Here is a 25545-nt window from a genome sequence, read left to right as displayed (position 1 = left end):
GCTTCCTCACAGAAGGTAATAAACCTGCGGCAGCGTACCCAGGCTCGCCCGGCGCCGCAGGGCAACGCGCTTTTCGAGGAGCAGGCGGATCTCCGAGCGGGGATCCTCCACGTCGCCGAAGACCAGGGCCTTTTGGCGGCAGGCCTCGACGCAGGCAGGTTCGAGCCCCCTGGCCAGGCGCTCCTCGCAGAAATTGCATTTTTCGATCACCCCTTTGGTCCGGGTGGGATAATCGGGATTGAGTTTCTGAACGAAGGGCCGCGGATCCCGGAAGTTGATGCTCCGCGCCCCGTAGGGGCAGGCGGCCAGGCAGATCTTGCAGCCGATGCAGCGGTGGTAGTCCATCATGACGATCCCGTCGGGCCGCTGGAACGTGGCGCCGGTGGGGCATACCCGAACGCAGGGCGGATTTGCGCAGTGATTGCACAGGACGGGCGGGCGCATCCGGCGGAGGGATTCCCCGGTCCAGGCATGCGTCTCGCCGGGGAAAACGGCGGGGAACGGCTCCCGCCAGATCCATTTTACCTCGTGCCCAGGGTTGCCCAATGCGGGGACATTGTGAACCTGGTGGCAGGCGGTGGTGCAGTCCGTGCAGTCGGCGCTGCATTTCGACAGGTCCACCGCCAGGGCCCAGCGCCCGGCCGTCAGGGGCTGCAGGGGAGACGATGCCTGCCGCGCGGCGGCGACCGGAGCGGAGGGATTGCCCGCGGCCCGGACCGGGGGGAGGACGGCCGGCACCAGCAGCGTGAGGGCGGAAACTCCCGCAATTTTCAGGAATTCTCTGCGATTCGATCTCATTTTCCCACCTCGCCGGGAGCCACGTGGCAGCGGAAGCAGTCGGGCTTTGCGCCCGCATAATCATGGCATTGGTCGCAAAACTGCTCCTTGTTGCTGTGGCACCGGAGACAGGTTCGGGACAGGCTGGCCTCGAAACGGCGCCCGTCCGCCGCAGTGTATGTGCGGTTCCCTTTCCGGACCGCTTCGTCGCGCCAGGCGGTCAGAAGCTGCACATGGCGGCTGCGCATGACGGCCGTATCCTCCACGCAGCGCTTTTCCCCAAGCTCTTGAATCGCCGGCGTATCCAGGCGGAGATCCGGGGGAGAGGGCTTCCCCGCCCCGCCGTACCAGAGGGGAAAGGTGACCAGGAGAACAAAGGCCGCAATTCCGGCTGACATGATTGCCTTGCCATGGAGTCTCATAGGCTCAAGGGGTCTCCGCGCAGGTCCGTGGTCCGCTCCTTCTCACCTTTCATGACCAGGGCATTGGCCAGGAGTTCGTGAACGCCCATGACGCTCACCTGCGGCACCCAGTACTCCATGAGCGAGGTCAGGGTGACCCGGTCGATGGCGCACATGCAGGCCAGACGGTTCACGCCGAATTTTTCCACCACGTCCCGAACGGCCATGGCCCTGGGCATTCCGCCCCGCATCCGCATCTCGAAGTTCTCCTCGTTTCCCAGTCCGGCCCCGGCGCCGCAGCACAGGGTCTTTTCCCGGATGGTGTCCTCGGCCATCTCCCGGAAGACATTGCAGGCGCTGCGGATGATGTGGCGCGGCTCTTCCAGGATCCCCATGGCCCGGGCGGGATTGCAGGAGTCGTGAAAGGTGACCCGGAGGTGATCGTTGCGCCGCGGATCCAGCCGGAGCTTTCCGTTTCCGATGAGGTCGGCCGTGAACTCCGCGATGTGGACCATCTTCGTGGCGCGGGCGTTTTCAAAGCGGGTGCCGGTGATTGGAGAAACGGGCATTTCCAGGAAGTCGGCGGGACCGTTCATCGTGTCCATGTACTGGTTAACGACGCGCCACATGTGGCCGCACTCGCCGCCGATGATCCACTTGACGCCCAGCCGCTTCGCCTCGGCATAGATTTTCGCGTTCAGGCGCTTCACCATTTCGTGGGAGTGGAAGAGACCGAAATTGCCCCCCTCGGAGGCGTAGGTGCTCATGGTGTAATCGAGCCCGATCTCGTGGAACAGCATCAGGTAGCCCATGCAGGTGTAGGTTCCCGGATCGGCAAAATAATCGCCCGATGGGGCGACAAAGAGGATCTCGGCGCCTTTCCGGTTTAGGGGGATATCCACGCGGACCCCCGTGCGGTCCTCGATATCGTCGGCGAGAAATTCGAGCATGTCCTTGATGCCGCCGGGCTGGATGCCCAGGTGGTTTCCGGTCCGGAAGCAGTTGGCCGCCGGCTCGACGACCCAGTTGATGTTGCAGCCCACGAGATCGAGCAGCTCGCGCCCCATCATGGTGATCTCCGCCTGGTCGATGCCGTAAGGACAGAAGACGGAACAGCGGCGGCACTCCGTGCACTGGTAGAAGTAGTAGAACCACTCCTTCAGGACATCGACCGTCAGGTCCCGGGCGCCCACCAGCCTGCCGAACCGCTTCCCCGACTCGGTGAAGTAGCGGCGGTAGACCGACCGCAGGAGCTCGGCCCGGAGGACGGGCATGTTCTTCGGATCGCCGGTGCCGATGTAGAAATGGCACTTGTCGGCGCAGGCGCCGCAGCGGACGCAGAGGTCCATGAAAAGCCGGAAGGAACGGTACTTTTCGAGACGCTCCTTCATGCCTTCCAGGATGATCTCCCGCCAGTCCGGGGGCAGTTTCCAGTCGAGGTCGGCGGGCTGCCAGGCCCTCGGATTTGGGAGGCCCAGGGCGGTCAGGTTCTTCGCCGCGCCGGCATAGCTCCAGGTGCCCGGACGGAACTCGACGGGGGTGTCCTGCCAGGCGGTCTTCGGCGGCCGGTATTGGATTTTGATCAGCTCGTCCGGTTTGGGGATCTTCAGGGACGACACAGGCTACTCCTTTTCCAGGGGAAGGCCCGCCGCCTTCATCTTGTCCCGGAATTCGTCCTCGTATTCCTCGTAGGTGTGAACCTTCACGGGGGCGTTCCAGGGATTGACGTGCCTTCGCCTCCGGCTGTCGTTGGCCTGGCCGCGGGTTGGGCTGAGAAACACGCCTCCCGCGTGCATGAGCTTGCTGACGGGGAACCAGGCCATGAGGGTGAAGACGAAGCAGAGGTGCATGGAAAACAGGATGCCCGTCTCCCCGGCGGCCGCCGGCGAAAGGGTCGCCCACCCCAGGGTGAGGGTCTTCACCGCGTTGAGGTCGGCGGGGAAGACGTGCCGCATCGCCAGGCCCGTAACCGCCACGCCCGCGATCAGGAGCAGGGCGAAATAATCCGTGAACAGGGACAGGTATCGCAGCCGCGCGACCACCACCCGGCGCAGGAAAAGGAACGCCAGCGCCAGGAGAAGACCGGCATCGCTCAGGTAGAGGGTCGGGGCGCCCGTCTCGAAGAAGCCGTCCAATGCCGACAGGGCGTCGACCCAGGGCACGATCGGTTCGACGAAGAAGCGCAGGTGCCGGAGGACGATAACCAGCAGGGACCCGTGAAACAGGAGCGCGAAAAACCAGAGCCACTTGGCGCTGCCGTAGACGGGCCGTCCGCCGGCAATCTCCACGCGGGTGTTTCGGAATAGGGACCGGAACAGGAGCACCTCCAGGGCCATCCTGCCGGCGGCGCTCCAGGCTCCCGCCGGATTTTCCAGCGGTTCGCGCCGGATCCAGCGCAGGGATTCCGCCTGCCCGCAGGTTGTGGGAATGCGGAAGGGGACGGGGGCGCTTCCCCATTTCAGGATGCGGTACACGAAGCCGCACAGAAAGACGGCGAAGGCGACGTACGGAACGACAGCGGTCAGGACGCCCGACAGGTCCCGGCTCGCGCTGATCCCCAGGGCCAGCAGCGTCAACAGGGAAATGGCGATGATCGATCCGATAAGGTTCACGTTGAATTCCGCCTCACGCGCTCATGATTCCCACGACGATTTCCCGTCGAACTGAATGATGGGTTTCTTCATGTCCGACATGGCATTGACAATCAGCTCCACCAGCCCGCCGTAATAAAGGCCGCTGCGCTCCTCCCCGTGGTAGTAGCCGATCATGTCCCGGATGGCGCCCTTGCAGTTGGAGCAGGGGGCGCAGACATATTTCGGCGCTTCCGGCGGCTCATCCGCGAAGGCATCCAGGATCTGGAGGAACTTCCGGCGGGAGCTGACCAGATTCCGCCAGTCGGCGAAATTGTAACCCGACATGATGGCAAAGCCCGAACCGCCGCCGCAGCAGTAATTGTCCACGCCGTGGGGCGTCATCTCCCGGAAGCGCGGGGCGACGGCCCGGAGAATGCGCCTCTGGGGCTCGACGATCCCCATGGACCGCACCATGTTGCAGGGATCGTGCAGGGTCACGGGAAAGGGATTCCTCCGGGGGTTCAGGGACAGCCGGCCGCTGGAGACGATGTCCGCCAGGGTGACCATGGCCGACTCCCGTGGAACGTTCAAATCGCCCGTCAGCAGGCGGTCGGCCGTGACGGTCAGCGCCTTGTGGGCGTGGCCGCACTCGCCCATGACGATCTTCCGGACGTTCAACCTCCGGGCGATATCGGCATGCTTCACCGCAACGCGGGAAAACTGCACGTCGTCGTACCAGAGCCCGTAGTTCACGGCGTCGTAGCCCACCGCCTCGGACGACAGAGTCCAGGAGAGTCCGGCCGCCTGGAAGAGGATGGCAAAGGCGCCGACATTCTCCGGCCAGGCCAGCATTTCCCCGGCGTTGTGAATCAGGAGGATGTCCGCCCCTTCCCTGTCCCAGGGGATCTCGACCTTGAAGCCGGCGATCTCCTCCATCTCCTCCTGGATGAACTCGACATTGTCTTTGGCCGCCAGGGGGTTCATCCCCGTCGAGGAGCCGACCCGGAGATGCTGAACGGTCCCCTTCTCGTGGAGCTCCTTCGGGGCAATGCCCATCTCCTGCGAAAACAGCTTGCGGATTTCGTGCGTGATGAGGCCGTTATCGACGCCGATCGGGCAGACGGAGGCACAGCGGCGGCAAAGGGTGCAGCGGTACGACAGCTCGGCAAGCCGGGCCACGGTCGTCCAGTTGAGGTCGATGTCGCCGTTCCACTTCGCCGCAATCCTGCCGCCGGGTTTCACGTACTTCCGGTAGATCCGGCGCAGCACCTCCGACCGGAAGATGGGCCGGTAGATTTCCTGCCTGCCGCTCATCTCGTACACGGGACAGGCGTCGGCGCAGGTCTGGCAACGGGCGCAGTGCTCCATGGACAGGAGCAGGGGCTGCAGGAACGTCCAGTTGTTCTTCTTCTCGAAGAGTTTCTTCAATCCGGAGAGAAACTTGCGAACCAGCAGATCCTCCTCTTCCCGGCTTGCCGGCCTGGGGATGCCGATGGCGACCGTGTCGTCGAGGGAGGTCTCGATGCCCTTGACCCTCTCCGGCTTCAGGAGCGGCAGGGTCACCCGGTTGAAGTCCTCGTACGGGGGAGGCAGCGGGACCATGTCTCCCGGCTCGATGTGGCAGAGGCGCTCGGATCGCGCCGCCAGGTCGGAGGGTCTGCGGGCGGCCTTCATTTCGTCTCACCCGGGGTGGACGACGCAATGTCCTTCCAGGACGTGCATCCGTCCGCCCTGACGTGTGCCGCCTGCCAGGTCGGCTTCAGATCCAGGTTCTTCCTGACGGCCGCTTCGATCCTTCCCCCGCGCCGGTTCGGGGCCTCGTCCCACTTGACCTGGTGGTAGAGAAAATACTTCATGAACATGTGCGACATGTGTGTAAGCGGAATCCAGGCGACCAGGAGCGACCCCAGGACGATGGTGAGCGCCCCGAGCGCGGTCCGGGGCGGCGCATCGCCGCCAGCCAGCAGTCCGCACACGAAGCCTTTCGCGCCGGTGAACCACGGATCCACAACCAGCGCGGCCGCCAGGGCGGAGAGGAAAAAGGCGAGAACGAATCCGAGGTTGAAAAAGTCGGCCGGAGAGGAATAATCCCGCCACTCCCGGTCAAGCAGACGCTTCGTCATGAGCGCCAGCCCGCCCAGGGATCCCAGGACCAGGCCCAGCCACCCCGCCGCGACGACAAACCCGTCCAGCAGGGATCGCAGCAGGCCGCCCCCGGCGGATACCGGCGCCCCCCACAGGGAGAGCGCCGCATGGAGCGTGAGCCCCCCGAAGGTTGCAATCATCAGGTACAATCCGAAGTGAAAGGGAAAGGAAGCCAGCCAGAGGCCTCTGTTCGCCTTCCACAAGCCCCTCAGGAACAGGATCTCCGGCACCATGTACTTGAGCTCGTTGACGAGGGAACTCTCCCGTTTACGGCTCCACCAGTTGATCTCTTCCATGTAGGAGCCGCCATAGGCCACCCGGGCGGTCGTTTCGTGCCGGACCGGGTAGATTTCCCAGCGGACATGCAGGGGAAGGGTCCACTGCCGGTAAACCAGTCGCACCGACGCCAGGACGAACATGGCCATGCACACGTAGGATAAAACGTAGTAACCCATGGATCACGCTTACTTTCTACCGTAAAGCGACGCCCGCCTTCATTCCCCGATGCCCCTCTCCGGGACGACGGCCTCGCAAAAAGCCCGCAGGCAAGGCGCGCAAGCCCTGAGAAGCGAGGCCCCGGTCAAAGGCCGTTCAAAAGGGGTTGAATGCAAGGCGCCCGAAATCCGGAGCCGCGAGTCGTACTTTTTCGTACGTCGAGCGGCTCAGGATGAGGGCAACGCAGCAGGCAGCCCCTTTTCAACGGCCTGGGCCTGCTACACGCAGCCGGTGGGTTTCGAGAGCCCGGCCAACTTACACGCCCCCTTCGCCGGCCCTGTCGGGAAGAGCTCGTAGAGCTTCTTCACGTCGAGCCCGTTGTCCTTGCACATCTTGCGGATCATCGGGGCGATGCCGAACTGCTGAAAGTAGTTCCGCAGGTAATGGATGAGCTTCCAGTGCTCTTCCGTGAGCGTCCCCTCGATATCTTCCGCGCCCGCATACGCCTGGGCGAACTCCTCACTCCACTTGTCCAGTTCCTGAAGGAACCCGTCTTCGTCCACTTCGTAGGTTTTGCCCGCCAGTTCGATGGTCGGCATGATCCGTCACCTCCAATGATTTTGTTATTCCTGTGCAGGGATGAGATGCATCTCCTGAACGCTGTCAATCGGTTTTCTGTAATGCACCGTATCGCTCCAGCCTTGGCGGCACACCCGCGCCCTCTCGACCAGTGCGACTGCCCATTCCTTCGTCCCCAAGGCATGCAGGTGGGTGTAGCCTGCCAGGATGTTCTTCCGGCACAGGCCGTCCCGCAGGCCGTCGACGCCGGTGCCTCGCTTCACACGATAGGCAAAGCGGATCCGCTCAAGGTCAATCGAAAGGATCCGGGAGTGATGGAACTCGTGCCCCTTGAGGTTGCTTCCCACCCGGAAGAAGGGATTTTCCTCCACGACTTCCAGAACCGTGTACCCGTGCCCCTGGGGCTTGTCGGTCATGGCAAAGGAAACAGGCAGGGCGCCCGTCATGGGGTACGTCCGGTCGCCGAGAACCAGACTCTCCCCCAGGTACATCAGGCCACCACATTCGGCGTAAACGGGGAGTCCTGCGTCGGCCGCCTCGCGGAGCGAGGCCCGGAAGCCTTCGTTCTCCGTCAGGGCCTCCGCATGTGTCTCGGGGAAACCCCCGCCAATGTAAAGCAGGTCGATATCCGGCAGCGAGTCATCCCGGAGCGGGCTGATCTCGATAACCTTCGCTCCTCTCTCGGCCAGGGCCGCAAGGTTCTCCGGATAGTAGAACTGGAAGGCCGAATCCCGGACGACGCCGATGGTCACGGAACAATCTCTGCGATGCCGGACGGTTCGGGCACCCACCGAGGCGGTCCCGGACGACGCCCGGCGTGCCACAGCCAGCAGGCCGTCCAGGTCGATGTACCGGCCCGCCACGTCCGCCGCCCTGTCCAGGGCATGCAGGATGCGCTCGTGCTCCTGGGGCGGCGTCAGCCCGAGATGACGCTCCGGAAAGGGAAAATCCTTCATCCGGGGGACGGCCCCCAGGACGGGCAGCCGGCAGGTCTCCTCGATGGTCCGCCGGAGGATGTCTTCATGGCGAGTCCCAGCCACCCGGTTCAGGATGACGCCCCGGATGTCCACGTCCGGATCGAGGATGGAGCAGCCCAGGATCATCGCCGCCGCCGTGCGGGTCACCTTGTTGCAGTCCATGATCATGACCACGGGCGCGTCCAGGAGCTTGGCCAGTTCCGCCGTGCTGTGGCTGCCCCGGACGTCCATCCCGTCGTAGAGGCCCCGGTTTCCCTCCACGAAGGCCAGGTCCCCTTCCAGGGCATGGCGGGAAAAGGAGCGCCGGATCGTTTCCCGGTCCATGAGAAAGGAATCGAGGTTGTGGCAGGGCCGGCCGGCGGCAAAGGAAAGCCATGCCGCATCGATGTAGTCCGGTCCCTTTTTAAAGGGCACGGCCCGGACTCCCCGCTTCGAGAGGGCGGCGATGACGCCCACGGAGAGTGTCGTTTTTCCGGCGCCTCCCCGGAGGGCGGCGATGACCAGCCGCGGAATCGATGGTTTCATGGCCGGATGCTCACCCTTCCGTAAAGAATTCCGCCAGGACGATGTAGGTCGTGGAACCGCTCGACCAGTACTTCAGGGCGTCCTCTTCGATCAGGGCCTTCACGGCGTTCTGGACGGCGTGCCGGTCCTCGTTGGGAAACCACTTCGTCACGTCCCGGATGTAGAACATCTTTTTGTCGCCCCTGGATTTCTCGCGGAACGCCTCCACGACCCGCTCTTTCAGATCTTCCGCCATGGTTACCTCCATTTGAACTGCATCGACGACCGGAACGTCTCCGTGGCCATGTCAAAATCGTCGATGTGCTTATCCGTGAAGGGGATGCCCGTCAGGCTGAAAAACCGCTCCCAGCCGATGCGCTCGATCCACTCGCCGACCCGCTCGTGCTTGCGGGCGCCGGCCGCGTATACCTCGATGATGTTCTTCACCGCGTCGACGACCTCCGGCCAGCGGGGCGGATTGTTGGGGAGGTAGGGAATCGCCAGCTTCGAAAACATGGGAGCGCTTCGGGCGTTGGAGACCTTTCCGCCCACCCAGATGGAGATGCCGTCGTTGTCCGGATCGGCGATCGGCATGGCCGGGCAGACGGTGTAACAGTTCCCGCAGTACATGCACTTGTCGTTGTTGATCGTGACGGTCTTGTTCTTCATGTCCCCGCGGATGGCGCCGGTAGGGCAGGAGGCGACCGTTGTCGGGATTTCGCAGACGTTGGGGACCCGGGAATTGTCGGGCTTCGGAACCGTGCGGTGAATCCCGAGGATGGCGATGTCCGAGCAGTGGACGGCGCCGCACATGTTGAGGCAGCACGCCAGGGCGATCCGGACATGGGCGGGCAGCGTCATGGTGACGAAGTACTCGTGGATCTCGTCCATCAGTGCCTTGACGGGACCGGAGGCGTCCGTGGCCGGCGTGTGGCAGTGAACCCAGCCCTGGGTGTGAACGATGTTCGAGATGGAGTGCCCCGTCCCGCCGACGGAATAATTCATGCGGTTGAGCTCCAGGAGGAGCGGTTCCACCTTCGTCTGGTCGGATACCAGGAACTCGATGTTGTGGCGGCTTGTGAAGCGCAGGTAGCCGTCGCAGTAGCTGTCGGCGATTTCACAGATCTCCCGGAGGGTGTCCGTCGAGAGAAGGCGCGGCGAACCGGCGCGGACCGTGTAGAGCGCCTCTCCTGATTCTCCGACGTGCATGAGAACGCCGGGCTTCAGGATTTCGTGGTACAGCCATTTCCCGTAGTTCCTCCGAACGACGGGAGGAAGCATGGTTTTGTAGTCGGGGGGGCCGATATCGGTAGCCATCTCACTTCACCTCCTGCTGAATGTCTTCGGGCCAGAAGAAGACATAGGGATTCGTTCTCGGGGCCTTGACCATCTGCGGCGCCGCGGGGATGTCGATCGCCCGGAGGAACGTCCGCATGCCGAGCCTCTTGATCAGCTCGCCCAGGCGCTCTCGGGAGCGGCCGTTGTCGCACCACCAGTCCTGGATGCGGAGGATCAGGTCCTTGATCTCTCCATAGGGTGGTTCCAGCTTCATGAACGGCACGAGGACCCAGGACAGGAGCGCCCCTTCCACGATGGGGGCCTTGCCGCCGACGAGGATGGTGGCACCCTGCTCTTCCCCGGGGCGCAGGGCTTTGGGCATCAGGTTGATGCAGTGCATGCACCGCGTGCAGTCCTCGTTGAAAATCTTGAGCTGCCGGCCGTCCCACTCCATGCAGCGCGTGGGACACAGGTCACAGACCTCCCTCTGGATGTTGAGGCCCGACGAGGCGTACGCCTCCACTTCCGCCGGATCGATCCGGATGTCGCCCTTCCACGTGCCGATGACGGAAAAGTCGGCCCGGGCGATGGAGGCCACGCAGTCGTTGGGACAGGCGGAGATCTTGATCTTGAACTTGTAGGGGAACATGGGCCGGTGAATCTCGTCCTGGAAATTCATTGTCAGGTGGTGGCAGAGATCCAGGCTGTCGACGCAGGCCCATTCGCAGCGCCCGGGACCGACGCAGCAGCTCGGCGTCCGGAGTGCCGACCCGGAGCCGCCCAGGTCGAACCCGGCCTCCGACAGGTCGTCAAAACAGGTCTGCAGGTGATCGGTCGTCGTTCCCAGCAGGATGGCGTCCCCCGTGGAGCCATGCATGTTCGTGAGACCGCTGCCGTGCTTGTCCCAGATGTCGCACAGGCTGCGCAGGGCGTCGGTTTTGTAGAACCATCCGGACGGATGGTTCACCCGGATGGTATGAAAGGCCTGGACGTTCGGAAAGAGGTCGGGACGGTCCGAATACCGGCCGATGACGCCGGAACCGTAGCCCTTGACACCGACAATGCCCCCGTGTTTCCAGTGACCGATCCGGTCCTTGTAGGAAAGCTCCAGTTGGTGGAGGAGGTCCTTCGCCATGGGGCTCTTTTCAGCCGCCTTCTTGATTTCCGTGACGAAACTGGGCCACTTTCCCTTTTCCAGTTCATCCAGAAGGGGTGTTTCAGATTTTGCCATTTCTCTTTCTCCTTGACGCTAAAGGGTTGGGGTCGCTCATCCTGTCAACGGGCGCCGGATGCAGGCGCAGCCCGTCGATGAAACGCTCCACCGCTTCCATGTAAATGCTTTCATGATCGGCATGGGCCAGGATCGTTTTCTGCAGTTTCTTGAAGTGAAGCATGCCGTGAAGGGTACCCCACAGAATGATCGCCTGCCGTCTCGGATCCACATCCTGGAACAGGCCCGCCCGTATTCCTTCCTCCACGGCCTCGGCCAGGATGGAGATGCTCTGGGTCCCCTGACCGTCGACCCGCGATTTCAGGTCCTGGGAAAAGATCGTTTCCGGGGAGGTCAGGAAGTAGTTGATGATTTCGAAATAGTTGCTGTGCTCTTTGCTGAACCGGAGGTAGGCTGCACCGATGGCCCGGATCTTTTCCTCCGTTGCGGACGCTGCCTCGCTGGCCTCCCGAATCATCCCGGTCAGGATTTCCAGGCCCTCGAGTTGAAGCGTCGCGTAGAGGTCTTCCTTGCTGTCGTAGTAGAAATAGATGGTGCCGACGCTCAGCTCCGCCCGCTTGGCGATCTGGTTGATCGTCGTCGCGTTGAGACCCTTTTCGAAGAGCAGCGCCCTGGCCGTATCCAGGATGTCGTTTTTTCGCTGCTCCCGTTCCCTTTCCCGTCTTTCCTTCGCTCCCATGGCGTATTCAGTTCCCTCGCCTTTCCATAATTTGTTGCATGCCGGCCGCCCTCATGATAATCGCGGCGGCCTGATAGAAAATACTTGGAGGCAGGTTCGCCTTTTCGTCATGCCCACGCAGTTCAAACTGATTTACGGATACGTCCACTGCCGGGGACGGACAAGCTATACCGCCGGATATGTCGATACGGCGGAGGAGGCCGAGGTCTGGGTGCGGCAGCACGAATCCGGGACAGCGCCCGCCATGAAGATACCGCCCGGCGATCCCGTCCGCTCCTGCCTCGCCGCCCACTGTCCGTTCAAGCGACAGAAACCGTGGTTTTCCTATCTCGTTCATTCCGAATGATCCCGACGGCTGTACTTCAACAGCCTGTCAGAATTCCTCCCCGATCTTCAGCAGCACCTTGAGGGCAAGTCCGGTGTCGATCCGGTCCCGGTAAACCTCGGGCAGACGCTCCAGCGGCTCGTAATCGGAAATGAGCGGCCTGGCATCCAGAACGCCCGAGGCCATCCACTCCAGGCACTGCCTGTTCTCCTCGTGGGTATTGGAAATGGACGCCGTGAGGCGGATCTCCCTCAGGTTGATCCTGTAGGGGCCGGGAATCTCGAAGGGCCGGAACATCATGCTCACGATGCAGATTTCGCCGCAGTCGGCCGCCAGATCGACGGCACGGCTCACGTTGGACGGAACGCCCGAGCATTCGAACACCTTCCGGAACCCGCCCGCCGCCAGATCCATGACCTGATGGTCCAGTTCCTTCTCCGCGGGATCAAGGGCGTGATCGGCGCCGTAAGCCAATGCGATTCGTCTTTTTGCCTCGATCGGCTCGAAGAGGACCACGGGGCCGTATCCGAGGATCTTGAGGAGCCGGACCGCGCACAGGCCGATGGGTCCACCCCCCATCACCAGGGCAGCCCCTGTCTCCTCCGACGTGCAGCGGATGCCATGAAGGGCCGCGGCAAACGCCTCCGCCAGGGCGGCATTGCGGGAATCGACGCCGTCGGGAACGGGAATCAGCATCTGGGGATACACCTTGACGTACTCGGCAAAGCCGCCCGGGAGATCGCCGATCCCCGTGGTCCGGCGGTGGACCCTGCAGAGCTGCTGTTTACCCTTCAGGCAGTTGGTGCAGGCGCCGCAATAGGTGGGACGGATGCACACCCGCGTTCCGACGGGAAGTCCCTCGGCAGCGGAGCCTTTTTCCACCACGACGCCGCTGATTTCATGGCCCAGGATATACCCGTCGGCGAGAAGTCCCCCCGCCACGAGGGAATGATCGGATCCGCAGAACCCGGTGTTGGCCACCCGGACCAGGACCTCGTCGTCTGCCACCCGGTAATCCGGAACCTCCTCTAAAACCAGACCTCTCCCGGTACGAAATACGACCGCTTTCATAAATCACTCCTGCTCCTGCACGGCAAAGTTCGGATCATGCCTGCACCTCAGCCCTCCATCTCCAGTTCGACCTTTTCGACCTTCGCGAGATCCTTCTCGTAATAAAGAGACCCCAGGTAAAACAGGACGGCGGAAAAAACGAGGAAGGCCGGAAGTACCGAGATGGCCGCCTTGATCCCGTATGCATCGGAGATCGCTCCCAGGACCATGGGCGCCGTGAAGGCCCCGAGGGCGTTCTGGAAGATAACACAGACGGCATAGGATATGGCCCGGAGCCCCGGGTGGATGACTTCCTGGGTCACCGTGATGGCGGCCGGCGCGAAGGCAACGATGAGCACGCCCATGAGCAGCAGGGCAGCGTACTGCGCCCGGCCCTCCAGGAATGTGATGGCGATGAACAGCGTGATGGCGGTGAGGATCGTTGAGATGGCCGGGAAGAGCAGCCGGGCACTGACCTTCTTCTTGAACCAGACATCGGCAATCCAGCCGCCGACGGGTCCGCCGATGATGGCCAGCATCATGATGAGGCCCGTCTTCATCCCCGCCTGGCTCATGGGTATATTTTCGATCCGATGGTAATACGTGGGCAGCCACGTGATGATGGATGTCGTCGCGAAGATGACGCCCGAGAACCCGATGTTGGTCAGCATCAGGGAAGGTGTACGAATGAAGTCCCGGAAGATGTCCATTTTGCTCATGGTGACCTTCGCGGTTTCGATGCCTCCCTTTTTAACGGTCTTGACCAGTTCGACTGTCTTGTAGTCCCTGATGAAAAAGAAAAGGATGGCCACGATGGCGCCGGGGATGGCCACGATGCCGAAGGCATGGCGCCAGCCCCAGGTCTCGGCGATGATCCCGCCGAGGCCGATGCCGATGGCGCTGCCGAGAGGAATGGAGGCATTCCACATGCCCACCATGCGGGACCTCTTCTCGGCAGGGAAAAGCCCCGACAGCATTGCCGTGCCGCCGGGGGCGAAACCGGCCTCGCCGATGCCGATGCCTGTCCGGGCGATGAGGAGCGCCGGGAAGCTCTTGGTGAAGGCGCAGGCCGCTGTGGCGAAGCTCCAGAGAAGCGCCATGATGCCGATGGTTTTTTTGCGGCTCCAGCGGTCCACCAGAATGGAGGCGGGAATGGTCAGCGTCACGATTGCCCCGAAGACGACGGAGACGAGCATTCCGCACTGGGTGTCCGTCAATCCCCACTCCTTCTGGATAAAGGGGAAAAGGGACGTCACGATGACGCGGTCGATATAGTTGAAAAGATACAGCAGGAACAGCAGGGTGAACAGGTAGTACGAGTAACCCTTGGACAGCTTGTATTCCTTTGGTCCCGTCATTTCCGCCATGGCAGCTTTCCTCCCGTTCTTTCCGGGCGACCCGGAATCATCCCCTCACCCCGATTTTCAAATTCAGAATCGTCAACTGCTCTTGTACCCTCCGAGATTGGCCAGGGCCACACTCCCGGGACTGATCACCGACGGATCGACCTTGACGTTCACGCAGGCCGTTTTCCCGGAGGCAAAGGCGGCCTCCAGGGCCGGACGGATGTCTTCGGGCCGCTCGACGCAGATCCCGAAGCCGCCCAGGGCTTCAACCATCTTGTGGTAATCGACCCATCCCAGCTCCGTGCCGTTGGGTATGTGGTGCCCCATGCGCAGCTGCTGGCTGTGCATGATCATGCCCCAGGCCTGGTCGTTGCCGATGACGACGACGATGGGCAGCTTCTTTCGGATGGCCGTATGGAACTCCATGAAGTTGAACCCGGCGGAGCCGTCGCCCATGATAACCAGGACACGCTTGTCCGGGTTTCGAAGCTTGGCCGCATTGCCGAAAGGAATGCCCACGGCGAGGCATCCGTACAGGCCGTAATCGAGATAGGTTCCGCCCCTGCGGACGGTGCGGGTCATGCCCATCCAGGTGGATGTGTCGCCGCCGTCGGCGACCACGATGTCGTCTTCGCGGTCCATGAAGGCATTGATTTCCCGGGCCAGGCGCATGGGATGAATCGGAAGGGTCTCCGCTTCCCACATCGACCGGGCCTGCTCCTTCCCGTCCGCGTCGGCCTTGCGGACGGTCTCCACCCAGGCCGCGTTCCGCTCTCGCAGGGCGGCACCGATTCCCCCGTTCTCGACGACGGAGTTCATCTCCGCCAGGAAGGCCCTGACATCGCTGACAATACCGAGATCGACGGAGCGGTTGCGCCCGATCTCGTCCGGCGCGATGTCCACCTGGATGAACCTGGCAGTGGGCGGGAAGATTTCACCGAAGATGTAAAAGAGGCTGAGCCGGCCGCCCAGGAAGAGCACGCAGTCGGTGCTCATCAGGGATAGCATCGCCGCGCCGGGACGGATGGCCAGGGAGGACTCGAAACACAGCGGGTGGGTGTCGGGAATGACGCCCCGCCCTGCCGCCATTGTGAAGACCGGAATCCCCGTATTTTCGACGAAGGCGGTCAGCTCCTTCCCCGCATCGGCATACCAGACGCCGCTTCCGGCAATGATGACGGGGCTCTTGGCCGCCTTGAGCATCTCGACCGCTTTCGCCGCATTTTCCCGGTCGACGGGGGCGGATGACAGAGAGGTCCTGACTTTCTTGACCTTCGCCATATCCACCTGCGCGTTCAGGATGTCGCAGGGAAGCTCCAGATAGACCGGGCCGGGCCGGCCGCTCATGGCCGCGCGGAACGCCATGTCGATGAACTCGGGAATCCGTTCGGGAACCTGGCAGACGAATGCCTTCTTCACCATCGGTGCGATCACGGGAAGCTGGCTCATGTCCTGCAGGTCCAGCTTCTCGACGCTCTCGAGGCCGACGCAACCGGCAATCAGAATGACCGGGGCGTTGGAAAGCCTGGCGCTGGCTATGCCGGAAAGGGCGTTCGTGAACCCCGGACCGGCCGTTACCATGGCCACCGCCGGTTTCCGGGTCATGCGTGCCCATGCCTCGGCCATGAAAACCGCCGCCTGTTCATGCCGCGTGTCGAAGAGGGTGATTTTCGAGTTTTCCAGGTACTGGTAGATGGGTGTGATGTGTCCGCCGCTGAGGGAAAAGATGTATTCTACGTCCCTGTCGATCAACGACTCCGCCGCCAATTGGCCGCCGATGATTTTACTCATGCTGTGTCCTCCATCAAGGTATTGAACATGCATCCTCCGGTCGCCGTCTCTCCGTGAACGCTGAGAAGGCGTGGGATGCACCGTTGTCTGTTTTTTGAGCCGGCGATGGTTCTCATAATTCCATGCACTGGCCGCCGTCGAGATTGATGGCCTGGCCCGTGATATACCGCGATGCGTCCGAGGCCAGGTACGCCACCAGGTCACCGGCGTCGGCCGGAAGGCCGATGAAGCCCAGGGGGATCGTTGTGCACATCTCCTTTTCCCGTTCTTCGATCGTCGTGTTAAAGAACTTTGCTTCCAGACCGAAACGCCATTTCTCCAGATCCGTAGCGATCTGCCCCGGGCAGATGGCATTGACGCGGATCCCAAGACCCCCCAGTTCCTTGGCCATGGTCTTGGTCAGCATGATGACGCCCGCCTTCGCAACGGCATAGGCGCTGTTGAATAGGGGTGGGACTTTGCCGGCTCGGGACGCCGTATTGACGATCGAGCCCGGTTTTCCCGTCATCATGGGAAGGACGGCCCTGGACATGCGAAATACAGAGAACAGATTGACATCGATTGTCCGGATCCAGGCTTCTTCGTCATAGCTCAGGACGGTGTTAGGAACCCCGAAGGAGGCTCCGGCGTTGTTGCAGAGGATGTCGATGTGATCGAAGCTTCCGCTCACGTGCTTGACAAAGGCGGCGATGGATGCACTATCCATGACATCCACGGCCGCGGCTGTCGTTTTCACTCCATATGCTTCAGAGAGCAGGGCGGCGATGGCCTCCATTTCGTCGCTCGTCGCCGTTTTGAGCGGTTCATCGGGATGGACGGGCTTCCCCAGGTCGGCGATGACCACGTTCGCACCGCAGGAAGCAAGCTTCGAAGCGATGGCATATCCGATGCCCGTCTTTTTTCCTGCACCGGTGACAATTGCTGTTTTGTCTTTCAAATCCGTATACATGACTGACCTCCATGGGTGGAAGGAAATGCTGCGGCTATGCACCGTTCGAATTTTGAATACCGTTCAATTGCGTCCCTGTCAAGATTTTTTCATCCGTCGTGCAGAAAGAATTCATCCTATTTCCTCGGCAACCGAGTCTGGAACGATGACACCGTTCACAACCGGTCAGGCTGCCTTTCCTTTATCTTGCCTATCCGTCTGACGGTACGCTGCTCTGGGTCTTCCGGTGTGTCGCCCCTACATCCGGCCGAATATCGTCACTTTCCCGCTATATGCATGGAATCCACACAGCCGTCGATTCACTGGAATGTCAAATCGTTTCATCTCTCAGCCAATTCATGTCATGGAATCAGCATTCATAGGTTCTTCACCAATTTTCCCTTGACAATCATGGTTGACAAAGTTAAGTGTTAACCGTCTCTTTCCTGATTCAAAAAAGTTTCTAACTCCATACAAATCAAAGAAATTCAAACGACGAAAGGGGGGATCCGATCGCCGGGAATGAAGTGCTGCAATTTGTTCATTCAGGAGTGGCCATTCATTTTTTTAACGCAGTAGATCGGGGGTCTTTTTTGATCTACATTGAAAAAGGAGGAACATTTCAATATGGCCCAGCAGAAAATCGCGAACAAAGAGAAAGTATGGATGCCAACCCCGGTACAGCAGAAAATCAAGAACAAAACCATTACCGCGAAACAGTGGGCAGACATGGTCAAGCCCGGAGACTGGATCAATCGTGGCGGCCCCGGATCGGACACGCTTCCGACGATGGAGGCCCTGGCGGCCCGGTTAGGCGACGGCCCTGGAGACCTCAAGAACATCGAGATCTGGAACCAGGCGATCATGTGCGGCAACAATTTCTGCGCCGCAGCTGATATGGAGGGGAAGTACCATGTCCTTCACGAGGCCTTCATTCTTCCCACCACCCGCGGTCTCATGAACAAGGGTTACAAAGCCGTCGACTGGAAGCACTGGGGATGGGCACTGGGGATGGATGCCGAATATGCCCGTTTCTACCGCAAGAACAGGGCGGAACGTGCCATGGACTGGGGTGTCCAGGCCTGCGCCGTGCCTGAGGCCGGATATGTGAACGCCAGCTACGGCGTGAACAACTTCATGATCGTCGCCAAGTCCTGCAAGAAGTTCGTCTGCGAAATCCGCTCCGATTACGCCTGGTGCGAGGGGGGAAGGGGTATGTTCCTCCCCGTTGACGAGGTCGACTACTTCGTCGAGGTGGACGTGGACAACGAGAAGTACCAGTGGCCCTACATCGCCGAAAAGAACATCAAACCGGACGACGTCCAGACGGCCATCGCCAACAACTGCCTTTCGATCATGAGGGATGGTGACTGCATCCAGGTGGGCATCGGTACCCTCCCCACGGCCGTCGTCATTGGCCTGGCCAAGTCCAACCTGAGACACATCGGCGTCCACAGCGAGATGATCGGCGAGTACGCCTTTACGCTCTACGAGGCGGGCGTCGTCGACAACTCCCGGAAGAATATCGATAGGGGAAGATGCGGTTGGGCTTACATCATGCCCGTCGACACGCCCCGCTACTACGAGTGGCTGCACCGCAGCCCCCTCTTCGCTGGATTCGACATCGGCTATACGAATAACGTCGTGACGCTCTCCCAGCTGGACAACATGGTGACCGTCAACAATTTCGCCCAGATGGACCTCCGGGGGCAGGACGCGGCAGGGAACGTCGGCGGCCGGCCCATCTCCTCGACGGGCGGCCAGTTCCAGTTCACGCTCGGGGCCACCATGGCCAAGGGCGGCCGGGCCATCATTGCGGCTACATCCAGGGACGCGAAGGGCCGGTCACGCTTCGTCCCCATGCTGGATCCCGGAAGTGTCGTGACTGTTCCCGACCAGCTCGTCTCCTGGATCTGCACGGAGTACGGCATCGTCAACATCCAGGGCTGCACGGACGCCGAGAAGGCAAAGAAGATCATCTCTATCGCCCACCCGGATGACCGCGAGGAGCTGGCCAAGGCGGCCGTGGAAAAGCTGAACATCAAGCTGAACCACTGGATGTTCCAGAACGCGCCGGATCGCCGTTTCCCAACGTCGGACGTGCTGAAGGATCACAAGTACGGGTACATGGACCTCGAGGTCAAACCGAGGGAGATCGCCAAGATCAACGATTGATCTGAATTGACAGAACAAGGATGAGCAAGAGGCAGGGTGTCCGCACCCTGCCTCTTTTTATTCGCGTTCACGATTCGTCGCAATCGGGATAGGGGCGGTCAGGATCCCTGACCGTTCCCCTCCCACACCACCCGGCATGCGGGTCTGCGCCGGGTGGTTCGAGTCGTTGAGGTCATGAGAGCCGGGGTACACCGAGGCGGTCGAAGTAGGCGATCGGCATCGCTCGATTCAACGCTCGGCTGCTGTTGCGCCACCAGCGCCGGCTATTCACGGCGACCTTGCCGGCATACGCTTCCGAAGCGCCCATCTTCCTTAATTCCCGGTACATCGTGCCCCGGTGCCAGTGGTTACCAGCCAGTGCCCGTGGTTACTCCCGTTCAGGAAGAAAGAGATAAAACAACTAGTAAGATAATTTTAAGGGAATATAATTTCGTATAAAATAATAAGCCAGTTTTACAACTTCAGAAGTGAAGTCGCGAACGGCCTTCTCATTCGACCACCAATGATCAAGTTGATATTCATTGAAGCAAGCAGAAGGAAAGATCTTGATCTGTAATGGAATACCTACATGTTGGTATACAAGAAAGCTCCGCCGAGTATGAAAACCTTTGGATAGCAGAATAGCACTTCTCACATGATCTTGAGAGAGAGCCTCCAATGCACCTTTCGCAGATGTTAACGTTATTGGGTCATGAATATGATTTACAATGATTTTTATATCAGTTTCTTTTAGTCCCAAAGTTTCCAGTTCTTTTTTGACGAGATTGGGATAATCTTCGTTAAGACCAAAAGGTCTGTGGAAGGGGGTAATTAAATGCAAGATAACGACAATCCGTTTGACTTTTTGCGATAAGATTAATTTTATACCGCTTTGCACAACTCCCCTATCAAGGAATTCACTGCCTTCCAGAATGGCGACATCAGCAACATAATTACCATCGGGTGCCATAAATATTCCACATGCATCCAGAATTGTCGCTCGTATTAAAAAAAGAAGAAGACCAACTAACAATAAAGAGAGAATAATCCCTCCCAGAAGCCATTTAGTCTTATTTACCATATCTTACTCCATTCGAAGTAGTAGGTAACTTGATCTAGAGATTTCTCTACGATCAGACACATTCTCTTTTCGTTTGAAATAAAAAATCAACAAACATTATTGCTTATCCGCAGAAGTGCTTGATTGAGAGGAAAAATTAGAAGAACAGCATCACAAGAAGTAATCTTCTTTAGTTCGATTCTTTGCGGATCATGAAGACTTTCACATCAGTTACAGCCACGAGTCCGTAGTAACCGCTTGGTAATCAAGGGTCCGGATTACGGGAGGAAATGGTAAATAATGGTCTGGCATGAACCTTTTTTTCTGCATAATAATGAATCTCTATTTCTGGCTGGCCATACGATTGCTCAATATCGACACTCACATCATACTTCGGCTGTGTCAGATTTCTTTACATACCAGCGGATTATCTTCAGGCAAAAACTTTTTGGGCCTCATGATCAGGGAAATCCGGGTAAATCGGCAACAATCTATAATTAAGTTGTTTCAACAACAGAAAATATCTTAGAAAAAATTGATCATTATTTTGATTGACTTGCAAAAACCGAAGTGGCGTGATCCCTCGATAGGTGCCTTAGTTCCATAGGAAAGTAGTCTAACTCATTCTCTGGGAAATAATCCTGGAAGGGGATATCAACTTGCTATCCACGCTTCGTCAATCTTCCATATGTGGTTGCATCAACCGCTAGTACTCTCTTCCTGGCAAGATTGCTGTCCCGTTATAGCCACCGATTGTGCCGCCCTCACCAAACCTTATCCAATATTTGCTTTTCCCTGTTCATGTTTCTATATGCCTTAGTCTGTAATGCCTTCATATTGGATGATCACCTTTGCTTTTTTCCTGTGCCATCTTGGTATGGGCGCGTTTGAGATTGTCACGGTCCCTTATCGTCGTTGTTAATGGTCATATCTCCGGTAGCACATACAGAGGTTAACATCAAGACTGCTATGATAATAGTACATCTCATATGACCCTCCCTTCACCCGTTAAGATTGACCAGTGGATGGTATATCCAATATTAAAATAGGGTGCTTACCACCACTTGATGTTTTCAAATATTAAGACGACGGCAAACAATACAATATTCAATATTATTGAAATAATTATGAAAGCCGATATCAATGATTTCCAATCAAAATATTTATTATATTGTTCAAATATTGCTGGGAATAATGCTTTGACTATGAATTCTAGCCCATTATAGCAAATGCTCCCTGTGCAATGGTGAAGAAAGGGCAGTATTAATAACAATAAAAATAGACATCCAAAGAATATCCCGATAATAACAGTAATTATATTTTTATTATTTTTCGCTGTTCTTGTCATTAACTCCTCTTCAACCTTGCAATTGGTGACCTTCCCCAGAACCAGTTATCATACTTAGAGCAAGATTTCTTTTCCTGGCATTTGGCTGCAATAACAATGCACCGGTTTTGAAGGGGGGAGACCAACCAAGTTTTTCACATAAAAAACAAATTTGTACGAGAATGTAAAGAAATTTTTTTAGTAACATATTACTAGGCGGAGCACATGAATGGCGGATGGCGATACTCCGGGGCAGATTACTTTTTCAGTAGTCTGTGCTGTGACTCGATGGGAGACTTCACGTGGACTTTCGCAAATATTTTTTGGTATGACCTGCTCCAAAAAGATGTACCATATTCAGAGTTAGTTTTCTGCATATAATAAGCCCTCCTTTTACCTATTAGTCCTCAAAAGCGCGTGATAATGAAGGGGGAAGATTACAAAAGGAAAGGGTGGAACAACGCCTGTCGGAAATCTTTACAGTTTATCAATGAATCTCTCTTTCAGTCTATCCCTACGGTTCCTCAATATTGATATGCTGATTTATCCTGGGAAAAGACAGAATTCTTTGCATTTCTTTGCATACGGACGGATTACAGCACTGGGGAAAGTGTTGGTATTGGGATCAAGAAAATCCGTGCAAGTCGGTAACCATCTATAACCATAGATTATTGGACGGGAGGAGTGGCTTTGGGGAGGGTTGATCAGGTTAGAATCACGGCGGCTGCTTCTACCTGCGTCGGAATATTTTACACTTGTGATTGCATCGGTAATCATCGGAAGTGCATGCACATTGAGGGACGCTAGATCTACCCGATACAGCAAACGATTTTAACGGTCCTCCTATGCGCGTCATGCCGGGCATGGAACTTGCCATATTGTTCATATTGAGGAAGTGCACATTGGTAAATCATCTGACATGATGTAACTTGAGTCGAGGATATGAAGAGTTTCAAAAAAAGAATTTTGCTGGGGATTGTCCTAACACTGTTTGCTTTGATGGGCATGGCAGTAATTAGCTCGGCGGCAACGATAACGTTACCTGACCCAACTCAGAGTTACCCTGATGGTACTCAAGGTTTATTTGGACAGAATTACGTCGCTTGGGCACATGATGACTTTTGGTCATTTTCGGCTCAGCTGATATATGCAAATCAGAAAAACAATGCGTCAACATATTTTCCTGTATCTACATACGGTAGCTACCATATTGTCACAGGAACCGGCACCCTGGGAATAATAGTCCAGAACCAAAATGGAATGAGCAATGGTGCGCTTTTGCCAAACGCTGTGAAGGAGACGGGAGGTATTTCAGAATTTCATGATGTTTGGGGACTAGGCGGGCTCCCTGTACCGACTACTACGAACAGCATGGCCATTACTTACCCAACCAATAACGTAGCCGCTACGGTGGGTGAAATTTTGACTTTCATTAACCCGACTAATGCCGACAACGAGAACATCCCTGTTTTCGGACTTGATCTACAGAACGCTGGAAGCGTCCCTATACAGTTTTCAGGTCAAGTATATCTTGTGGATCCAACTACGGGGAAAGTATATGTGGATGCTAATGGAGTGACGGCCTTATGGGCATTTGATACAATCGCCCAAGGTACCGGCATCGACACCCAAGGGGGGGCTGTACGAGATTCAGCTGATGCTGATTGGCCTGGATTCAGTCAAAATGGCACTTATGATCCAACTGCCTATGGAGACGCCATAGCTTTCGCGGGTGGTGGCCATGTCGATTACCTTGCGTATGCACCGACGATGGATCTTAGCAAATACCCCAGTAACTTAATCTTTGTTACAGATTTTACTGTAATAGATACCAATAACAAGGCAGGCAACACAGAAGTCTTTATTCTGGGGGATGTCGTAACACGAGTCCCCGAACCCTCCACCTTACTGCTTTTGGGCCTTGGCTTGATTGGACTGGCATATGTAGGACTGAGGAGGAATTTTGAGAAGTAACCTCACGGATTTTATAAACGTGGTTCTTACCATTGAAGGAGAAGGCAGGGTCAGAAATGGTCCTGCTTTTTTTTCTCGATTTATCAGTGAAGTCCTGAATTGTTTGAGCAAAATATATTTAACGAGTACAGGATGTTATGCTACCTGGCCGTCAAAACATCCTCTGCAAACTGACCTTTATCTCACAGAAGATTATGCAACCATATTATATTTATTGACTTATTCTGGAGAGAAAGAATAAAATGACGATTATGCCATTGATATCATATATGCAGTGTGGTCGGTTTAGGAAGGGAGGGATAATATGACGATCGAGATGGAGAAAGGCATTACAGTCTGCTTCCAAATCACTTTAGAAATCAGTAATGCCTTGGATAAGATTGCCAAGTATGAAAAACGGAGTGTCTCCGAAGTTGTCGGTCTTATCATCGACCATTATCTTAAGGAAAATAAAGAGTTTCAAGGGATCAAACAGAATCGCCGCCGGTTTGAAAGGAAGAAAGTTGATCTACCGGCTTATATTGGCGATCCCCGGTGGCAGCGAAGCGATTTTGAAGCAATCACCATTATGGACATCTCCATAGGCGGGATAAGATTCTCCATTCCCAAAGGGACGAAACTGGAAATCCAGAGGAATAGCGATAGCGACACCGAAAAGTTCAGCATCATCTTCCGCTTACCTAACTATTATTGGCCAATCAACGTGGAAATCGCACCTCAACGGGTAATTGAATCCTCTGAGGAGTTTCAAGTTGGAGCTGCTCTGGTAAATCCAGACTTTCACGCATATTCGGCTTTGCAAAAGTATATGATTTAAATAACGCTTCGGCAGATTTTCATATCTATGGTTCATACCGCGAGAGGGAAAGGCAGGATCAGAAATGGACCTGCCTTTCTTCATCAGATCAATGGAACAGTCCATTACATCACCTATCCCATTACCGACAATAGAACTCCTGCATGGTGACATGCGTAATCCAAGTCATGGCGGATGGCATCGGCCAGAGCGACAGGATGGTGTCGTCCGTGAGTCTGCATCCTGGACAGAATGGCGGGAAGCGGGTGTTCTTGATGGGCCCGGCGTTCGTACACAAACCCGATGCTGTCTCCGTGATGTTTCCGCGCATTGCAGTCCTCCGCGAAAGACATTCGCAGAAATCCTGCCGCGGGTGTGGTACATTATTCGCAGCAGTTCACCTTCGTAATATCGAAATTAATGAGGATTAATTGAAGGGAGAGGTATCATGAAAAATGAGATATCTTTTCATATAATCATATTTTTTGTTGTTTCATTTGTATTCTATGCTACAAATGATTTTGTCTATTGTGAAAATTTACATATAGTTGGGACTAATGAAGATGGCGTAACATACTATGACAAAGATTCAATACATATTACAAAGAGAGATAATGTAAGTGTATGGGTAACTCAGATGTATTCCAAAAAGTATAGTGAAGACATGGGTAACTCATTATTGATAGACAGGACTTACAGAAAACCTTATAGTAAAATGTCATTGATAGAAATTAATTGCAAAGAAAGAAGTTATCGGACTATAAAATATATAATATTCGATGTGTTTGAAAACATATTATTACTTCACAATAACAAAAGCGATATTCCCACAATTGATATTATTCCTTATAGTGTGATGGATAAATTGCGTGTTTCTTTGTGTAAATGAAAGTAGCATCGAGAGTGTCAGGTAATTTGTGTAAATGACCCTTCCACATTTTCAGCAGGGGGATCACGACTGTACTTCAATATGGCTCTGCTCCGAGAATAGGACTTGGATCAAGCCATTGACCTTGTGGAGGCAATCTAAAACCCCGGTAGGCACTGCCATAATAAAAGCGAAAGATTCTTGACACTACCGATTCAGATGAGCCGTCACTCTCCGGTAACCGGAAGTAACCCGGTGATTGACAATCTCCCGGATCAGGACGAGGTAAAAGTCATCCTCGGCTCTCCGGTAATGTCGCCTTCGCGGCCTGGTTCCTTCCTGGCACT

22 protein-coding genes are annotated in these 25545 nt (G+C 56.9%); 5 read left to right on the top strand and 17 right to left on the bottom strand.

Features of this window, described 5'->3' with window-relative positions; all coding sequences use genetic code 11:
- Positions 1–6: 6 nt before the first annotated feature.
- The 12 genes from HPY65_18400 to HPY65_18345 all read right to left on the bottom strand — a co-directional run bounded on the left by HPY65_18400 (position 7) and on the right by HPY65_18345 (position 11579).
- The gene (locus tag HPY65_18400; GenBank protein NPU86452.1) at positions 7–798 is read right to left on the bottom strand and encodes a 4Fe-4S dicluster domain-containing protein; all 792 of its coding nucleotides are present in this window, start codon (positions 796–798) and stop codon (positions 7–9) included.
- A complete protein-coding gene (dsrJ, locus tag HPY65_18395; GenBank protein NPU86451.1) occupies positions 795–1199 on the bottom strand; it encodes a sulfate reduction electron transfer complex DsrMKJOP subunit DsrJ in 405 nt (134 codons plus the stop codon). The genes HPY65_18400 and dsrJ overlap by 4 nt, the downstream gene beginning before the upstream one ends.
- Positions 1196–2797, bottom strand: a complete 1602-nt coding sequence (locus tag HPY65_18390) for a (Fe-S)-binding protein (protein NPU86450.1) — start codon at positions 2795–2797, stop codon at positions 1196–1198. The genes dsrJ and HPY65_18390 overlap by 4 nt, the downstream gene beginning before the upstream one ends.
- Positions 2798–2800: 3 nt before the next feature.
- Positions 2801–3790 (bottom strand): sulfate reduction electron transfer complex DsrMKJOP subunit DsrM, encoded by a 990-nt coding sequence (dsrM, locus tag HPY65_18385; GenBank protein NPU86449.1) that lies wholly within the window; start codon positions 3788–3790, stop codon positions 2801–2803.
- 21 nt (positions 3791–3811) lie between these two features.
- Complete coding sequence (locus tag HPY65_18380; GenBank protein ID NPU86448.1) at positions 3812–5425, bottom strand: (Fe-S)-binding protein; 1614 nt, start codon at positions 5423–5425, stop codon at positions 3812–3814.
- Positions 5422–6351, bottom strand: a complete 930-nt coding sequence (locus HPY65_18375; protein NPU86447.1) for a hypothetical protein — start codon at positions 6349–6351, stop codon at positions 5422–5424. Before HPY65_18375 ends, HPY65_18380 begins: the two co-directional genes overlap by 4 nt.
- A 258-nt stretch (positions 6352–6609) precedes the next feature.
- Positions 6610–6930 carry a TusE/DsrC/DsvC family sulfur relay protein gene (locus HPY65_18370; protein NPU86446.1) on the bottom strand — a complete coding sequence of 107 codons (321 nt, stop codon included), beginning with the start codon at positions 6928–6930 and terminating at the stop codon, positions 6610–6612.
- 24 nt (positions 6931–6954) lie between these two features.
- Positions 6955–8412 (bottom strand): hydrogenobyrinic acid a,c-diamide synthase (glutamine-hydrolyzing), encoded by a 1458-nt coding sequence (cobB, locus tag HPY65_18365; protein NPU86445.1) that lies wholly within the window; start codon positions 8410–8412, stop codon positions 6955–6957.
- Between the two features lie 10 nt (positions 8413–8422).
- Complete coding sequence (locus HPY65_18360; protein NPU86444.1) at positions 8423–8647, bottom strand: dissimilatory sulfite reductase-asociated protein DsvD; 225 nt, start codon at positions 8645–8647, stop codon at positions 8423–8425.
- 2 nt (positions 8648–8649) lie between these two features.
- Entirely contained in the window at positions 8650–9708 is a 1059-nt protein-coding gene (gene dsrB / locus HPY65_18355; GenBank protein ID NPU86443.1) for a dissimilatory-type sulfite reductase subunit beta, read from the bottom strand.
- A gap of 1 nt (position 9709) precedes the next feature.
- Positions 9710–10900: a dissimilatory-type sulfite reductase subunit alpha gene (gene dsrA / locus HPY65_18350; GenBank protein ID NPU86442.1), complete on the bottom strand. Its 1191-nt coding sequence runs from the start codon at positions 10898–10900 to the stop codon at positions 9710–9712.
- A complete protein-coding gene (locus HPY65_18345) occupies positions 10887–11579 on the bottom strand; it encodes a TetR/AcrR family transcriptional regulator (protein ID NPU86441.1) in 693 nt (230 codons plus the stop codon). Before HPY65_18345 ends, dsrA begins: the two co-directional genes overlap by 14 nt.
- 109 nt (positions 11580–11688) lie before the next feature.
- Between HPY65_18345 and HPY65_18340 the strand changes: the two genes are divergently transcribed.
- Complete coding sequence (locus tag HPY65_18340) at positions 11689–11925, top strand: hypothetical protein (GenBank protein NPU86440.1); 237 nt, start codon at positions 11689–11691, stop codon at positions 11923–11925.
- Between the two features lie 27 nt (positions 11926–11952).
- On the opposite strand, the gene HPY65_18335 is transcribed toward HPY65_18340, so the two are convergent.
- The 4 genes from HPY65_18335 to HPY65_18320 all read right to left on the bottom strand — a co-directional run bounded on the left by HPY65_18335 (position 11953) and on the right by HPY65_18320 (position 17040).
- On the bottom strand, positions 11953–12975 hold the full coding sequence (locus HPY65_18335; protein ID NPU86439.1) for an alcohol dehydrogenase catalytic domain-containing protein: 1023 nt from the start codon (positions 12973–12975) through the stop codon (positions 11953–11955).
- Positions 12976–13022: 47 nt separating this feature from the next.
- Positions 13023–14321, bottom strand: a complete 1299-nt coding sequence (locus tag HPY65_18330) for an MFS transporter (protein ID NPU86438.1) — start codon at positions 14319–14321, stop codon at positions 13023–13025.
- Positions 14322–14393: 72 nt separating this feature from the next.
- A complete protein-coding gene (locus HPY65_18325) occupies positions 14394–16091 on the bottom strand; it encodes a thiamine pyrophosphate-binding protein (protein ID NPU86437.1) in 1698 nt (565 codons plus the stop codon).
- A 112-nt stretch (positions 16092–16203) separates the two neighbouring features.
- Positions 16204–17040, bottom strand: a complete 837-nt coding sequence (locus HPY65_18320) for an SDR family oxidoreductase (GenBank protein NPU86436.1) — start codon at positions 17038–17040, stop codon at positions 16204–16206.
- 606 nt (positions 17041–17646) lie between these two features.
- On the opposite strand from HPY65_18320, the gene HPY65_18315 reads away from it, so the two are divergent.
- Complete coding sequence (locus HPY65_18315; protein ID NPU86435.1) at positions 17647–19194, top strand: hypothetical protein; 1548 nt, start codon at positions 17647–17649, stop codon at positions 19192–19194.
- Between the two features lie 400 nt (positions 19195–19594).
- Here HPY65_18315 and HPY65_18310 read toward each other — a convergent pair whose 3' ends face one another.
- Positions 19595–20254: a hypothetical protein gene (locus tag HPY65_18310; protein NPU86434.1), complete on the bottom strand. Its 660-nt coding sequence runs from the start codon at positions 20252–20254 to the stop codon at positions 19595–19597.
- Between the two features lie 2248 nt (positions 20255–22502).
- Here HPY65_18310 and HPY65_18305 point away from each other — a divergent pair.
- The 3 genes from HPY65_18305 (at position 22503) to HPY65_18295 (ending at position 25219) form a co-directional block, all read left to right on the top strand.
- Positions 22503–23534 carry a PEP-CTERM sorting domain-containing protein gene (locus HPY65_18305; GenBank protein ID NPU86433.1) on the top strand — a complete coding sequence of 344 codons (1032 nt, stop codon included), beginning with the start codon at positions 22503–22505 and terminating at the stop codon, positions 23532–23534.
- A gap of 304 nt (positions 23535–23838) precedes the next feature.
- Entirely contained in the window at positions 23839–24351 is a 513-nt protein-coding gene (locus tag HPY65_18300; protein NPU86432.1) for a PilZ domain-containing protein, read from the top strand.
- A 427-nt stretch (positions 24352–24778) separates the two neighbouring features.
- Entirely contained in the window at positions 24779–25219 is a 441-nt protein-coding gene (locus HPY65_18295; protein ID NPU86431.1) for a hypothetical protein, read from the top strand.
- Positions 25220–25545: the final 326 nt, after the last annotated feature.

The organism is Syntrophaceae bacterium, assembly GCA_013177825.1.
Lineage (GTDB): Bacteria > Desulfobacterota > Syntrophia > Syntrophales > PHBD01 > PHBD01.
This window is presented reverse-complemented; position numbering and strand designations above follow the sequence as displayed.

What these genes read in the sequence shown, in the direction of transcription:
- dsrJ (NPU86451.1), bottom strand. Translation starts at nt 1,199, where the DNA reads ATGAGACTCCATGGCAAGGCAATCATGTCAGCCGGAATTGCGGCCTTT.
- HPY65_18375 (NPU86447.1), bottom strand. Translation starts at nt 6,351, where the DNA reads ATGGGTTACTACGTTTTATCCTACGTGTGCATGGCCATGTTCGTCCTG.
- HPY65_18320 (NPU86436.1), bottom strand. Translation starts at nt 17,040, where the DNA reads ATGTATACGGATTTGAAAGACAAAACAGCAATTGTCACCGGTGCAGGA.
- HPY65_18315 (NPU86435.1), top strand. Translation starts at nt 17,647, where the DNA reads ATGGCCCAGCAGAAAATCGCGAACAAAGAGAAAGTATGGATGCCAACC.
- HPY65_18335 (NPU86439.1), bottom strand. Translation starts at nt 12,975, where the DNA reads ATGAAAGCGGTCGTATTTCGTACCGGGAGAGGTCTGGTTTTAGAGGAG.
- HPY65_18340 (NPU86440.1), top strand. Translation starts at nt 11,689, where the DNA reads ATGCCCACGCAGTTCAAACTGATTTACGGATACGTCCACTGCCGGGGA.
- HPY65_18400 (NPU86452.1), bottom strand. Translation starts at nt 798, where the DNA reads ATGAGATCGAATCGCAGAGAATTCCTGAAAATTGCGGGAGTTTCCGCC.
- dsrA (NPU86442.1), bottom strand. Translation starts at nt 10,900, where the DNA reads ATGGCAAAATCTGAAACACCCCTTCTGGATGAACTGGAAAAGGGAAAG.
- HPY65_18380 (NPU86448.1), bottom strand. Translation starts at nt 5,425, where the DNA reads ATGAAGGCCGCCCGCAGACCCTCCGACCTGGCGGCGCGATCCGAGCGC.
- HPY65_18295 (NPU86431.1), top strand. Translation starts at nt 24,779, where the DNA reads ATGAAAAATGAGATATCTTTTCATATAATCATATTTTTTGTTGTTTCA.
- HPY65_18325 (NPU86437.1), bottom strand. Translation starts at nt 16,091, where the DNA reads ATGAGTAAAATCATCGGCGGCCAATTGGCGGCGGAGTCGTTGATCGAC.
- cobB (NPU86445.1), bottom strand. Translation starts at nt 8,412, where the DNA reads ATGAAACCATCGATTCCGCGGCTGGTCATCGCCGCCCTCCGGGGAGGC.
- HPY65_18360 (NPU86444.1), bottom strand. Translation starts at nt 8,647, where the DNA reads ATGGCGGAAGATCTGAAAGAGCGGGTCGTGGAGGCGTTCCGCGAGAAA.
- HPY65_18330 (NPU86438.1), bottom strand. Translation starts at nt 14,321, where the DNA reads ATGGCGGAAATGACGGGACCAAAGGAATACAAGCTGTCCAAGGGTTAC.
- HPY65_18370 (NPU86446.1), bottom strand. Translation starts at nt 6,930, where the DNA reads ATGCCGACCATCGAACTGGCGGGCAAAACCTACGAAGTGGACGAAGAC.
- HPY65_18300 (NPU86432.1), top strand. Translation starts at nt 23,839, where the DNA reads ATGACGATCGAGATGGAGAAAGGCATTACAGTCTGCTTCCAAATCACT.
- HPY65_18310 (NPU86434.1), bottom strand. Translation starts at nt 20,254, where the DNA reads ATGGTAAATAAGACTAAATGGCTTCTGGGAGGGATTATTCTCTCTTTA.
- dsrB (NPU86443.1), bottom strand. Translation starts at nt 9,708, where the DNA reads ATGGCTACCGATATCGGCCCCCCCGACTACAAAACCATGCTTCCTCCC.
- HPY65_18305 (NPU86433.1), top strand. Translation starts at nt 22,503, where the DNA reads ATGAAGAGTTTCAAAAAAAGAATTTTGCTGGGGATTGTCCTAACACTG.
- HPY65_18345 (NPU86441.1), bottom strand. Translation starts at nt 11,579, where the DNA reads ATGGGAGCGAAGGAAAGACGGGAAAGGGAACGGGAGCAGCGAAAAAAC.